13 protein-coding genes and 1 tRNA gene are annotated in these 12,835 nt (G+C 46.1%); 9 read left to right on the top strand and 5 right to left on the bottom strand.

Going from position 1 to position 12,835, the window contains the following annotated elements; translation table 11 throughout:
- The first annotated feature begins 25 nt into the window (after positions 1–25).
- From EL633_RS14510 to EL633_RS14500, 3 genes are all read left to right on the top strand, one after another.
- The gene (locus tag EL633_RS14510) at positions 26–673 is read left to right on the top strand and encodes a Uma2 family endonuclease (RefSeq protein ID WP_126627865.1); all 648 of its coding nucleotides are present in this window, start codon (positions 26–28) and stop codon (positions 671–673) included.
- A 224-nt stretch (positions 674–897) separates the two neighbouring features.
- Complete coding sequence (locus tag EL633_RS14505; protein WP_126627864.1) at positions 898–1,764, top strand: hypothetical protein; 867 nt, start codon at positions 898–900, stop codon at positions 1,762–1,764.
- Positions 1,765–1,929: 165 nt separating this feature from the next.
- Entirely contained in the window at positions 1,930–2,343 is a 414-nt protein-coding gene (locus tag EL633_RS14500) for an NUDIX hydrolase (RefSeq protein ID WP_126627863.1), read from the top strand.
- Between the two features lie 230 nt (positions 2,344–2,573).
- Here the strand turns inward: EL633_RS14500 and EL633_RS14495 are convergent, their stop codons facing one another.
- Together EL633_RS14495 and EL633_RS14490 are read right to left on the bottom strand one after the other, a co-directional pair.
- A complete protein-coding gene (locus tag EL633_RS14495) occupies positions 2,574–4,463 on the bottom strand; it encodes a WD40 repeat domain-containing protein (RefSeq protein ID WP_126627862.1) in 1,890 nt (629 codons plus the stop codon).
- Positions 4,464–4,665: 202 nt separating this feature from the next.
- The gene (locus EL633_RS14490; protein ID WP_126627861.1) at positions 4,666–5,418 is read right to left on the bottom strand and encodes an NAD-dependent epimerase/dehydratase family protein; all 753 of its coding nucleotides are present in this window, start codon (positions 5,416–5,418) and stop codon (positions 4,666–4,668) included.
- 117 nt (positions 5,419–5,535) lie between these two features.
- Between EL633_RS14490 and EL633_RS14485 the strand changes: the two genes are divergently transcribed.
- Positions 5,536–6,009, top strand: a complete 474-nt coding sequence (locus tag EL633_RS14485) for an Lrp/AsnC family transcriptional regulator (protein ID WP_126627860.1) — start codon at positions 5,536–5,538, stop codon at positions 6,007–6,009.
- A 540-nt stretch (positions 6,010–6,549) separates the two neighbouring features.
- Positions 6,550–6,999, top strand: coding sequence for a hypothetical protein (locus EL633_RS14480; RefSeq protein ID WP_126627859.1), 450 nt, complete (start codon positions 6,550–6,552; stop codon positions 6,997–6,999).
- Positions 7,000–7,043: 44 nt separating this feature from the next.
- Here the strand turns inward: EL633_RS14480 and EL633_RS14475 are convergent.
- Positions 7,044–7,117, bottom strand: a tRNA-Arg gene (locus EL633_RS14475).
- Positions 7,118–7,449: 332 nt separating this feature from the next.
- On the opposite strand from EL633_RS14475, the gene EL633_RS14470 reads away from it, so the two are divergent.
- The gene (locus EL633_RS14470) at positions 7,450–7,677 is read left to right on the top strand and encodes a hypothetical protein (RefSeq protein WP_126627858.1); all 228 of its coding nucleotides are present in this window, start codon (positions 7,450–7,452) and stop codon (positions 7,675–7,677) included.
- A 6-nt stretch (positions 7,678–7,683) separates the two neighbouring features.
- Here EL633_RS14470 and EL633_RS14465 read toward each other — a convergent pair whose 3' ends face one another.
- Positions 7,684–8,505, bottom strand: coding sequence for a sensor histidine kinase (locus tag EL633_RS14465; protein WP_126627857.1), 822 nt, complete (start codon positions 8,503–8,505; stop codon positions 7,684–7,686).
- A gap of 157 nt (positions 8,506–8,662) precedes the next feature.
- Positions 8,663–9,349, bottom strand: a complete 687-nt coding sequence (locus tag EL633_RS14460; protein ID WP_126627856.1) for an HAD family hydrolase — start codon at positions 9,347–9,349, stop codon at positions 8,663–8,665.
- A 342-nt stretch (positions 9,350–9,691) separates the two neighbouring features.
- On the opposite strand from EL633_RS14460, the gene dgoD reads away from it, so the two are divergent.
- The 3 genes from dgoD (at position 9,692) to EL633_RS14445 (ending at position 12,769) form a co-directional block, all read left to right on the top strand.
- On the top strand, positions 9,692–10,840 hold the full coding sequence (dgoD, locus tag EL633_RS14455; protein WP_126629437.1) for a galactonate dehydratase: 1,149 nt from the start codon (positions 9,692–9,694) through the stop codon (positions 10,838–10,840).
- A gap of 717 nt (positions 10,841–11,557) precedes the next feature.
- Positions 11,558–12,175 (top strand): LOG family protein, encoded by a 618-nt coding sequence (locus tag EL633_RS14450; RefSeq protein WP_126627855.1) that lies wholly within the window; start codon positions 11,558–11,560, stop codon positions 12,173–12,175.
- 156 nt (positions 12,176–12,331) lie between these two features.
- Entirely contained in the window at positions 12,332–12,769 is a 438-nt protein-coding gene (locus tag EL633_RS14445; RefSeq protein ID WP_126627854.1) for a response regulator, read from the top strand.
- Positions 12,770–12,835: the final 66 nt, after the last annotated feature.

The raw sequence follows: 12,835 nt of genomic DNA, 5'->3' as shown, positions 1-12,835 counted from the left end.
GCGTTGTTCCTGGAAAAGGAGAACAATGGCGACAAATTTCCGCAACGATCCGACACCGCCAATGTGGCATCGTCCTGGGACGAAGATGACCGAAGAGCACTATCACGAACTTGAGCACCTCTCTCCCGATCGCAAATACGAATACATCGATGGCATCGCGTACATGATGAGCGGTGGAAGTGTCGCGCATGATCGGATCGCGTATAATGCACGACTCGCGTTAGACTCACACCTTCAATCGCGTGCTTGTACCGTCTTCGGAGCAGATGTTCAGGTATATCTTGCCCGAAAGAAAAATGGAAAACCTCATTTTGTCTATCCAGATGTCACGGTTTCTTGTGATGTGGCCGATAGCAGATCAGATAATACACTGATCGAATCACCTCGTGTCGTTGTGGAGGTGCTTTCTCCAGGCACCGAAACCAAAGATCGCGGTGCAAAGTTTAAAGCGTATCAGAACCAGGAAACTATCCAGGAGATAGTTCTGGTCAGCCAGTTTGCTCAGTATGTCGAAGTCTGGCAGCGCAATGAACAAGATCCCAACAATCCTAAGGCCTGGCTCTATCGCCACTATGGACCTGGTGACACCGTTGATCTCGTCAGTATTGATGTACACATCGAGGTTGCAGCCTGGTATCGAGGATTAGTATTTGATGACGAAGAAGGATCTTAGTCAATGGCTTCATCATCGATATACGCCATGCACCCAAAGAGATCCAGGAGGTCGCCTTCCACAAAGGGTTGATCCCCTAATCCCTGATGTATGAGCAGTGGGCTCCAAAGTCAAGATGGCATGCCGAATATGTCCCAGAAACAAAACAAAGATTCTGCTGAAAGAGCTCTCCTGATGATCAGTAAAAATCTATTTGTCTTTTGAATATCAAGGCACAAATAACGATGAAAACACAATCACCAGATACAAGCGTTAAGGCTGAACGGGTTCTTGTTGAACTCATTCGTCATGCGCCTATCAGCAAACGCTTCAAACTTGTCCAATCAATGACGCAGGGAACCATTCTGGCAAATATACATGCATGGAAAGAGAACCATCCAGAAGCGAGTGAACAAGAAGCGGGCATACATTTTGTCTCGATGACTTATGGTTCTCAACTTGCCCAACAAGCACAAGCTGATCTGGAAGCATGTGAAACCTGGCATTTACAGCCAGGTAATCTGCTCACAATTATAAGCGATCTAGCAAAAACGTTTGACGCATTCAATATCCCCTGGTATCTCGGTGGCTCTATTGCCAGTTCTATCTATGGCATGCAACAACTCGCTCAAGATATCGATCTTATTGTTGACCTTTCCACGCAACATATCCCGTTATTCATCCCTTCCCTCAAACAACACTACATTTTTGATGAAAGAGCAATTCAGAAGGCAAAAGACAAAAAAACATCGTTTTCAATACTCCACCGCAACTCGTTCACAAAAGTTGATATCATTTTGGGAGATACATGCATGTTCAGCTCTTCACGGAAGCCTGGTATCGATAGACAAACGCTTGATGAGCAATATCCAGATATTCCCGTTGCTTCTCCCTATGAAATGATCCTTTTCAAGCTCTACCGTTATTATCAAGATAAGGTATCCTGCCAGGATGGTATGATAAACGACGCAGAATGGAATGACATTATGGGCATGCTTAAGGTTCAAGCTCCCTTCCTTGATTTTTCACTCCTTGACCAATGGATAGAGCACCTTGGCATTAGAGACACCTGGAAACTGGTGCTTATAGATACCGGATTGAAAGAAGCCTAAAAATTATATAATATCAGCACTACGTGTAAGGCCTGGATCTATACATACTTTCACTCCTTATTTCCTAATCTCGTAATTTTGAATAGGAGCAAGCCTCCTTTGCTTTTTTCTCTCGGCCCTTTTCTTCGTTACGACACACTCTCATAAAACCAAGTGAGGAATAACATGATAGAGTCAGTTGCGGATGTGTTAGTTATAGAAAACAACAAAGTACTATTAGTACAGCAGAAACAACAGAGTTGCTACGGCTTGTGGGGTTTTCCTGGTGGGCATCTTGAGCCGGGTGAGACCGCTCAGGAGGCAGTCGTGCGGGAGATTCACGAAGAGCTTGGTACAGTACTCATGCAAGTCAAACCGTTCAAGGTGACCCATATTGAGCTACCAGGCGGAACGCTTGAACTCAACACATTCACCGGTGTATTACGTGGCCCCCTAGTCCTAGAGGACCACGAACTCATGGCCTATGGTTGGTTCAGCCTCGAATCGCTTCAAATAATGCGGGAGAGACTCCGGCTACCAATCTTGCTGGAGCACGCTCAAGAACTACTCATATCTCTTCCGTCCGTAGCAGGCAAATAAGCAAGTAAGGATCATTCTTAAACGAGAAGATAACCCACATATCCATCCAGGATTCCGCTAGCGCTAAAAGGGCCTGATATCCACTTTATGAGCTCCTCTTCTCGCACCAAAACGATAGCAAAGCAGGTGCTGATGAGCTGATGTAGAACAGGTCTACCACTTGCCCATCTATGGTAGACCTGGTTCATTTTCGTAAAGCGTCCAAGCATAAAACATCAGAAGGATTCTATTTACTTGCTTAAAGCTCCTACCCTCCAAAAGCGCACACAATTAATTGCACCTGTCATAAGTGTCTGCCCATTAACCGTGAATGCTACTTTCTCAATACGTCCCTGGTAAGGATACAGGCAATAGCACTCTTCCCCATGAGCATAGTCCCACAAACGGGCAGTTCGATCATCAGAAGCCGAAACAAGAAAACGCCCATCGGGGCTGAATGCCAGACTATTGACTCCCTCTGTATGTGCCTGCCAATGCCCTATCTGTGTTTGCTCTATGACACTCCACAAGCGAATCCTTCCGTCTTGATCTCCAGAAGCCAGTAGCAATCCATCAGGGCTGAAGGCGATAGAAAGAACGCCACATTTATGCCCGATTAGTTTGCCCAGACATGTGCCATCCTCAACATTCCAGAGGCAAAGCGTTTGATCCAACGAACCTGAAACCACTATAGCGCCATTGGGAGCAAATGCAATACTTTTAATAGCCTGTAGGTGGCCTACACAGTTGTAACGTTCCTGTTTTCTCTCAAGGTCCCAGATACGAAGCGTCTTATCCGTGCTCCCTGAAGCAAGCATCCTTCCATCAGGACTGAAAACTAAACACAATACACTCCAGGTATGTCCCTGCAGAGAACACAGCAATCTCCCGTCAGACGTATTCCAGAGATGAATAAGGAATTGTTGAAAACCATACTGCGCAGAAGCAGCTAATAAACATGTATCCGGATCAAATGCCACATCCATGACGCTCCAATTTTTCTGAGGCGAGAACGTCTGCAGCAAAGTGCCATCTGCAGTACTCCAAAGGCACGCTTTCCCATTTCCTGCTCCAACCAATACATGACCGTCAGATGACAACATCTGCGATATACCACAAAAATTGTGTGCGGTTAACTGCAACAACTCCTTCCCTGTTGCAGTTTCAAGGAGGTATGCACACCCTGTCGTAGAAGTACCGACAGCAAGAAACCGTCCATTCGAGTTAAAACTTGGACGCGACATAGAACCACGGACCTCATAAGCTATCTGCCAGGTCCCAATCTCAAAAACACGTAACGAACTATCGCGAACACTCTCATGGGTCACAGCAAGAAAACGCCCGCATGGATCAACGGCGAGCCAACTCGGTTGCAAGTCCCCAGGCGAAACTGGACCAGCTATCTCTTGCATACTCTCAACATCCCAGATACGCAACCCCCAGGTTCCCCGACCAACAAAGAGGTGGGCACCATCATGGCTAAATGCCAGATCATAGGGTCGATCGTGACTATCATCTTCAAGTGACTCAGGTTCCCAAATATGGCAGAGGCTTCCATCACTCAATTGCCAGAACCAGACCTTACTATTATTGAAGCTTCCTCCTACAAGGAGATTACCACCAGGATGAAATGCAAGTGTGGTGATATCAGCATAGCCATCGTCTATAGGTAACACACGAATAAGATGTCCATCGGTAGTACTCCAAAGCACGACCACATACTTGTTATGCGCTCTCATTCCCACTGCAAGGATGCTTCCATCGAAGTTAAACTCAATACCATTAGGATTTACTCGATATTCAGCATCCTCAGCCCTGTATGTGAGGCGGTGCATAAGCTGGCCTGTACGCAAATTCCAGAGCATGATTGTTGTATCTTCAAGGACCAATGCGAGCAAATTATGTGGGAGATCAATCGCAAAATGAAACGAAGGGCAGTCGATTTCCCAGAGAGTTTCTTGGGCAGGCAACGAGCGTAAAAATACAGAAGTATCAGTGTGGATAATAATATGGGCCTCATCAATTGGAATGGAATGAGCAATACGACCATCCCCAAGCCGGTACAACAATCCCTGTGCAGTTAGCTCGGGAAGGTGGAATGTGCCACGGAGACCCAGAAATCCTGATGCGCCAGAGGACATGAGGTTCCTTCTTTATATGAAATGAATCTATTTTTTATGCAGTATATCATCTTTACTCCTTAAACAAGAATCAGGCATTGCTATGTGAGACATTCCTTTCTAACCGCTGCAAAGTCTGAATATCATAACCACTCCAAATATCCAGGAATACTTAATGGCATAAAGTCTCTCCTTGCGCTTTTTTCTCCCGTATCATCGACCATTACTTTCCCGATCTCCTCTCCGCTTCATCAGAGAGAAGCAAGTCAGCAAATCCGTCATCCTGTGGCTGATAGTTGACCAGATCACGCGTTCGAGTCGTATCGAGTCGTGAAAATCGATTCCCAGAGAGAGCATGAAGCAGAGCAAAAGGAATATTTGGTGTCTCAATGCATTTTATAAGCAAATGATGTAAATCGCGGGGACTGAGAAAAGCGCTGCGATCACGCGCAGACATGCTTTGTGGGTTCTCCTCAGAGTAGTTCCCAATACGTAGGATGACGGTCGAAAGACCTTGTTGATAGGCATAATACGATGCCAGCGCTTCACCAAAACATTTACTGACCCCATAGAGATTTTTCGGACGAATGGGCATGTCAGGATGAACTTGCACATCCAAAGGATACCCTTCAACAGCTTGGGCACTACTCGCAAAAATAAATCGACGGCATTTTGCCTCGACCGCAGCGGTAAACAGGTTATACGTCACCTGAATATTGTTTTCGAGGAGTGAGGGATAGAAGACTGCCTCCGGAGAAGGGTCGGCTGCAAGATGAACAACCGTATCGATCCCCTGGCATAAGTGAAAACAGGTTTCTTGATCGGTCATATCGACCTGATGCCACGAGGCCGTGCCAAGAGGAAACGCAGGAGGGACACGATCAACGCATCGCCACGTATAGTGATGAGCAGTTGCCTGAAAAAACGCTGAACCAATTCGACCAGCGGCTCCTGTGAGTAAAATAGAACGCATCATATCTTCACCTCTTCTGTTTGTGCTGTGGTATACTTTACCTGATCATCTAAGGGAAAGATAGAGAGAATAGCTCATCTTTTTGCCATTTCTTTCACGAATCAAAAGGAAAAGAGAACAATGAGTCGTGATTCCACAAAACTACTTGATCCCATAGGCTGGCGGCTCCTTGAGGTCCTTCAACAGAATGCTCGGCTCTCTCTTGCAGAGATTGGTCGATTGGTTGGTTTATCCGCCGCTGGAGTAGCAGACCGGATTCGTCGATATGAAGATGCTGGGATCATTGGAGGGTATCACGCCCATATTTGTCCCGAAGCAGTTGGTCTTTCCGTGAAAGCTTTTTTACATCTGCGTGTTCCGGTTACGCAAACGCAGCGTTTCTTAGAGATTGCTCAACAGACACCGGAAATCCACGAATGTTCTTTTGTGACGGGCGAAGAAACCTATATTGCTATCGTCTATGTGGAGTCACTTGATCATCTTGCGGAGGTGATTGAACATCTCCGAGTATATGGTGAAATTGTGACATCGCTCGTCCTGAAAACTCCGATCTCCTCTCGCCTGTTTGGACCCAATAGATACCATGACCACTAATGACGGGATTTTCTCATAGAAATGAATAGCAAACAGCGATCGGTCGATTGAAGAAAACCATCGCTGACCAAAATACTAATCCCATACCTTTTATCTGGAGTGGCAAGAGCCAACAGGATCGCACTTGCCTGTATCATCTGGGTGGCTTAGGGCCGCTCTGCTTCAAGCAAGTTAATCGTCAGATGACCCACTAGCTAACATAGCATGCATCGTGTATTATAGAGCAGAGCTCGCAATAGATCTGGTAGACGGTAGTGGATCAAGGGAGAGGCAGATTCAGTGATGAAGCCACTCATTGATCCACACAAATACATCCCCTGACATTTGCCGAACACGAGAAAGAAAGGATCCATACACGCTATGGGTAAACGAGCAAACGGTGAAGGGACCGTCTACCAACTCAAAGATGAAAGATGAGCTTTTTTCTGGAAACGTGGCTCTAGGATACCTTTCATTACGAAAATGCCAGGGCATCAGCACATTTTTAGCATTTATTAAAATATACATATACGTTACAATTGTAAATATGGGAGGAAATTGATGCCCTGGAAAGATAAAAAGAAATATCACACTGAAGAATATCGCGAATATATGCGGAACTATCAAAGAGGGTGGCATCAAAAGAAGAAAGAAAGTCGCCTCATTAAAATCTATGAGAGAAAAGAGGAGCTTTGGAAATTTTATACTCAGCTGAAAGAACAAATAAGTTGCAATCAATGTGGAGAAAACCATCCTGCTACATTACAGTTTCATCATCTCGAACCTCAAAAAAAGGATTTTAACTTATCAAATGCAGTGCGTCAGGGGTATAGTATTGAAACGATAAAGAATGAAATAGCAAAGTGCGTTGTTCTTTGCGCTAATTGTCATGCAAAAGAGCATTATAAGTTGGCATTACAAAAGAAAAGTACTTTTAAAGAAGGCCTGACTGTACAATTTCAAGAGCTCGAACAAGTATTATATTCTAATGAGATATCAGAAAACAATTAAGAATAAAGGCGGCAAACAACTTCACTATTGTAGGCAAAATAAAACGCGCCCAGAGAGATTCGAACTCCCGACACTCGGTTCCGAAGACCGATGCTCTAATCCGCTGAGCTATGGGCGCAACACCGATAATGTAACATACCTCTACCTGGTTGTCAATAGTCAGGGGAGCTCCTTTTTGCTGAGCTTTAACAAGGGGTGGCCAGGACTATAGTCCTGCTTTGATATGCTTTGATACAGCTTACTCGTAATTTTAGCTTTTCCATGGTAATATCTGCTGAACGGTACTGAACAATTCCAGGTCCTCTTCCTGGCTGTGTGACCCACTTCAATGCTGAACTCTGCGGTCTTTTTTTACTGCGTTATTATTGAAACGTTGTGTCATTAATGACAGTAAAGGATGCTTGTCATCATGAGCCGGATGAGTCGGTGAGTTATGAGGTTCACAAAAATATGAAGACTCTTTATTGCACGACTATTACTTCACGCGCGCTACAGTTGATTCGGAGCTATGAGGGTGATGTGAGCGGCTCTGAGGCTATCCTGTGTCATTATGTTCATGAGGAGCCGAGCCGCGATAAATATGGCCGTCTGGTTGAGGATGCTTTTAAGGTGTATTTCCCCAATAATGAGGCGATCTGCTATACGCTTTCAGGCGAAATTTCTTATGTTCTAGGCTAGTCCCGACTAAAGGGGTAGCGTAAACCAGGCGGTGGTGCCTTCACCAGGCTTGCTCTGGATACCAACCTGCCCATGGTGCTGCTCTATGATGCTCTTGCTGATATATAAACCCACGCCTAAACCTGAACTACGGTCCGTGTATTTGGGAGATCCGTCTCTTCGCACAAAATTATCCCAGATGTTCTCAAGCTGCTGGCTGGCTATGCCCATGCCAGCATCCCTCACAGAGCAGCAGACTCCTGTAGTAGCTGGTCGTACGCTAATATCAATAGGGGTATCCGCAGGTGAATATTGAATGGCGTTGTTGAGGTAGTGGTTGATGACTTGCTCGATCTTCAGAGGGTCTATATGAACATGGAATTCCTGGTGCTCTGGTAGATCCATCCTGATCTCGCGGGCATTGTTGGATTTCCTTGTATAGGAGTGAACGGTATGCCTGACCAGGCTGACAAGTTCACATGGAACGGTACATAGTTCCATTTTCCCGGACTGGATACGGAAAACATCTTGCAGGTTGCTCAGAAGCATATTGACGCGATCTACCTGCTGATCAATGACCTGTAATAAAGTCGCTTCCGCCAGATAGTCGGGGATGATCTCGGGTTGCCGACGATGGCGTTGCAGATGGCGGTTGGTGAGTTGGATATTGCCTTTAATCACGGTCAGAGGCGTTTTTAGCTCGTGGATTACGTGAGCCAGAAAATCTTCTGGATGTGGATGAAGAGACTCCCTGGAAGATGCTACTATTGCTTCAGATCTCTCACCCTCCCTCTCGTGCTGGGAGTTGACCTGCACGGGTACATTTTGTGGCGACGTTCTTCTTTCCATCCGACATAACCTCCACCCGATAACTATATTTCTTGTATTGTAGCTTCCTTCATTTTTCACTGTCAATATGTATATTACTAATAGCCACAAGCAGCCAGGCAGCGATGGATTAGATACACCAACACCTATTTAATCCATCGCTGCCTGTTCATGAGAGCTATGCTTCAAGGGATGAAGCCTGAATACCGGCATCTACTTTTTGGATCAGTTGCTTTAGCGGCAGGCTGGCCAGTGAGGTGAGGCGCAGATCTGCATGGTCCAGTGGAAGTTGACCGGTGATAGGATTGGGAACGGCTACGCAGAAGATGCCGGCGTTCTGGGCGGCTCGTACGCCATTAGGAGAATCCTCAAGGGCGATAGCCTGCTCTGGTCGGGCGCCAAGAAGGTCCAGGGCGCTAAGATAAAGTTCTGGATGTGGCTTGCGGTGGACAACTTCATCGCCAAATTTCATGGCATCAAAGGCATCTCGCAGGCCTAAACGTGTGAGATGGTCCACCACCCAGGAACGTGGAGAACTGGAGGCCACGGCGATTTTGAGTCCAAGTCGATGGGCATCTTCAATATATGTCTCCACACCGGGAAGGGCTACCTGGGACTCGATTAATTCCAGGTGTCGCTTGAGGCGACGCTCAGCCAGCGAGTGGCGGGGAATGCTTTCCTCGATTAATTCTTCTAAGTAGCCATGAGGATCAAATGTGTCGAGTCCACTACCAATGCAGGTAGCCCACATCTCCAGTGGCAGTTCCTTGTCGTATTCCTGATAGATTTCTTGCCAGGATTGAAAAGCGGAAATCTCAGTATCTAAAATAAGTCCGTCAAAATCAAAAATCAGTGCCTGTATCATCCAGTACCTTCCGTCTCTATGTCTCTCTAAATAGGAGTTATTTTGATGTGATTGCTTCTCATCATATCATAATTGGCTTCCCGATCATCCCGAATCGACCATAGCAGCTCTCAACATTATGGCCGAGATGCCTACCTTTTTTGCCTTGAATTTATGACAGGAGCGTTCTATACTCAAGTTGTCCATGAAGTAACATAGAGATAGCACATCGTTGGTAAAAACACATTCCGATGATGGGTGCTTTTGCGTTTTCTGTTGAGTGTTCACGCCATGAAAGGAGTTCGTGCATATCTGCACAGCGATAACGACTATTTTCAGGCAGATACTGTACGTACACATACGATGAAAATTGCTACATTAGAACTATTTAAAGTACCTCCTCGCTGGCTCTTCTTGAAGATTACGACTGATGATGGGATCGTGGGCTGGGGCGAGCCGGTGGTTGAGGGGCGGGCCGAGACGGTGAAGACGGCGGTAACTGAGATGGGTGAGTATTTAATTGGGAAAGAGGCTTCACACATTGAGGATATCTGGCAAACGCTTTATCGCAGTGGTTTCTATCGTGGCGGCCCAATTTTGACGAGCGCGATTTCTGGCATCGATCAGGCACTCTGGGATATTAAAGGCAAGAGTCTGGGTGTACCTGTCTATGACCTGCTCGGTGGACCAGTACGGGATAAGGTTCGTGTCTACTCCTGGATCGGTGGCGATAAGGCTACGGAGGCAGCGGAACATGCCAGACAACGCGTCACCGCTGGCTATACGGCCTTAAAGATGAATGCGACAGCAGACTTTGAATGGATCGACTCTGCACTTAAGGTTCAGGAGGCGGTTGAGCGGATCGCGGCCGTTCGTGAAGCGGTGGGCGATGGCATTGGTCTGGCGGTTGATTTCCATGGCCGCTTGCACCGTGGTATGGCCAAGGTCATGGCGAAAGAACTTGAGCCGTATAAGTTGCTCTTTATTGAGGAGCCGGTCTTGCCTGAGAACAATGAGGCCTTGCTCGAACTGGCCCGGCATACCAGTATTCCAATCGCGACCGGCGAACGCCTCTACACCCGCTGGGGTTTTAAGCCCTTGCTCACCAGCGGCGTGGTTGATATTATCCAACCCGACTTGAGCCATACAGGCGGTATATGGGAGGGACGCAAAATCGCGGCCATGGCCGAGGCCTTCGACGTAGCCGTCGCCCCCCACTGTCCTTTAGGTCCCATCACACTAGCTTCTTCATTACAACTAGACTTTTGTACCCCCAACGCGTTTATTCAAGAACAATCGCTGGAAATCCATTATAATCAGAGTACCGACCTGCTTGACTATCTGGTAGATCCTCATGTCTTCCACTATGAGGATGGCTTCGTACCACGTTCCACAAAACCTGGACTGGGTATAGAGATCAATGAAGACAAGGTAAGGGAAGCCGCCAGTATTGGTCATCAGTGGCATAATCCAGTCTGGCGCAATGTCGATGGTTCAATTACTGAATGGTAGCACCTTCAATTGTGTGAACAGCCTTCACAATTAAATAACAGGTGGATAGGAAAATTGTCACAGTAGCCAGTCAAAAAAAACAGACTAAACCGAGAAGCTGCCTTGATTTTCAATACCAGGCAGCTTTCAAATATCATCAATACCATGTACAATAAAGCATCGCTATCCAGATGAATATCCAGGCCAGTAGATAAAATATTCACAACGCGCCAGATTAGCGGTCTTTATTATTATGTATATTCTATAATTCTGTGCTCTTAAACTAAATACATATAACTTGTGAGGAAAGGAACTTGGGATGAGGTACATCTGTGTGGTTTGCCAATCTCTTTGTCCTTGCCAGACGCTTTATGGGTCAATGGATGTCTGGACAGATTATGGTTCAAAACAATAAGTAGTTCATTCACCTGACAAGCCAATTGGCAAAGCAGAGGTAAATGGTACCACTCGACGCCAAAGGCATCCAGTTGAGCAAGATCCCGACTCATACACTGGTTTTTATCAATTTTGAAGCATATCCTGTCCAGTTTGAACCATTTCTTGTCCTGGTAGTCCATGCAAAAGCGAGCAAAGACGCAAACTTTTGCGCGAATGGACCAATGGACAATAAATCTGTCAAAAGTTGTGCCACAGTCGCGGATATGCGTCAAAAGCAGAGCAATACTGCTTTCAGTTGCAGTTCTCCATCAGCTTCTCAGGCTGGCTGCTGGACAGGATATGCTTCACCAGCGAGGACATTTCGATTGTCAAATCACAATCTGTGTCTTTGCTGGATCAAATCCGGGAGTACAACCGGAATTTGCTCAGGCGGCACGTGACCTTGGACGGGATTTAGTAAACCGTAATATAGGTCTGGTCTATGGAGGAGGAAGCCTGGGATTGATGGGCATACTTGCCAATACCACCCTGGATGCAGGCGGCGAGGTGATTGGTGTCATACCAGGGGGACTTTTTCAGCGTGAAATTGCACACCAAAATTTAACGAAATTGTATACCGTTAAAACCATGCATGAACGCAAAGCGTTGATGGCTGATCTCGCGGATGGCTTTATCGCGCTTCCAGGTGGCTTCGGGACATTTGATGAACTTTTTGAGATTGTAACCTGGTCTCAAATTGGCATTCATCATAAACCGATTGGTTTATTGAATGTATCTCATTTTTTTGATCCTTTACTTACATTAGTCAACCATGCTTCTGACGAAGGTTTTATTAGTCCATTTCATGTGCAGCTACTGCTTCAACAAGAAACGCCTGCTGCGCTATTAGACGCCCTGGATGCGTATACACCACCCAAACAGCAATCTAAATGGACAGAGCTTCCACCGGAACGGTAATGAAGATAGCAACGGGTAGAATGTAAATAGGAGGGATGCATTGTTTTTTCGGCAAATGCATCGCTCACACGTCACTAACTTTACCCGACAACCGTTACATTAAGGTATAACACTATATTCGCATCTTAGCTATCGCATGCGGAAAAGGAGTTCATCATGCCACGAGAGGTCATTCCGCCAGCGGCCCAGGGCCCACGGAACCCAACAATTTTAATTGTCGAAGATGATGCAGACATCGCGGAATTTCTGCAGCAGTTGATTGAAGAGGAGACACCATACCATACAACGGTTATTGATAATGGTCAAACAGCTCTAGAAAAGGCTCCGGCTATTCACCCTTGTTTAATGTTATTGGATTATCGCTTGCCCGGACTGAATGGCCTGGAACTTTATGATCTCCTCCAGCATGAAGATGAGACCAGAGGTGTCCCAGCAATCATGATGAGCGCAACGTTACCTGTCAAGGAATTGGAACATCGCGGCATTTATCAGATCCGTAAACCTATGGATATCGGCAGTGTCATTCGGATGATTACCCACGCCCTGGCAACCTTTGAGGAAAAACGTCTGCAAGAACAGTACAATTATCCCTAAAGATTGCTGCGCTACCACCTCATCCAAATTTTTGATACAATAGAGATATCCTATTCAACATGTCTA

This window comes from Dictyobacter alpinus (genome assembly GCF_003967575.1).
Taxonomy (GTDB): Bacteria; Chloroflexota; Ktedonobacteria; order Ktedonobacterales; family Ktedonobacteraceae; genus Dictyobacter; species Dictyobacter alpinus.
Note: the sequence above shows the minus strand (reverse complement) of the source record. Positions and strands in the feature narration are given on the sequence as shown.

Coding starts and splice junctions, on each gene's coding strand:
- EL633_RS14450 (WP_126627855.1), top strand. CDS start 11,558: ATGCTTCACCAGCGAGGACATTTCGATTGTCAAATCACAATCTGTGTC.
- EL633_RS14495 (WP_126627862.1), bottom strand. CDS start 4,463: ATGTCCTCTGGCGCATCAGGATTTCTGGGTCTCCGTGGCACATTCCAC.
- dgoD (WP_126629437.1), top strand. CDS start 9,692: ATGAAAATTGCTACATTAGAACTATTTAAAGTACCTCCTCGCTGGCTC.
- EL633_RS14485 (WP_126627860.1), top strand. CDS start 5,536: ATGAGTCGTGATTCCACAAAACTACTTGATCCCATAGGCTGGCGGCTC.
- EL633_RS14505 (WP_126627864.1), top strand. CDS start 898: ATGAAAACACAATCACCAGATACAAGCGTTAAGGCTGAACGGGTTCTT.
- EL633_RS14445 (WP_126627854.1), top strand. CDS start 12,332: ATGCCACGAGAGGTCATTCCGCCAGCGGCCCAGGGCCCACGGAACCCA.
- EL633_RS14465 (WP_126627857.1), bottom strand. CDS start 8,505: ATGGAAAGAAGAACGTCGCCACAAAATGTACCCGTGCAGGTCAACTCC.
- EL633_RS14460 (WP_126627856.1), bottom strand. CDS start 9,349: ATGATACAGGCACTGATTTTTGATTTTGACGGACTTATTTTAGATACT.
- EL633_RS14510 (WP_126627865.1), top strand. CDS start 26: ATGGCGACAAATTTCCGCAACGATCCGACACCGCCAATGTGGCATCGT.
- EL633_RS14490 (WP_126627861.1), bottom strand. CDS start 5,418: ATGATGCGTTCTATTTTACTCACAGGAGCCGCTGGTCGAATTGGTTCA.
- EL633_RS14500 (WP_126627863.1), top strand. CDS start 1,930: ATGATAGAGTCAGTTGCGGATGTGTTAGTTATAGAAAACAACAAAGTA.
- EL633_RS14470 (WP_126627858.1), top strand. CDS start 7,450: ATGAAGACTCTTTATTGCACGACTATTACTTCACGCGCGCTACAGTTG.
- EL633_RS14480 (WP_126627859.1), top strand. CDS start 6,550: ATGCCCTGGAAAGATAAAAAGAAATATCACACTGAAGAATATCGCGAA.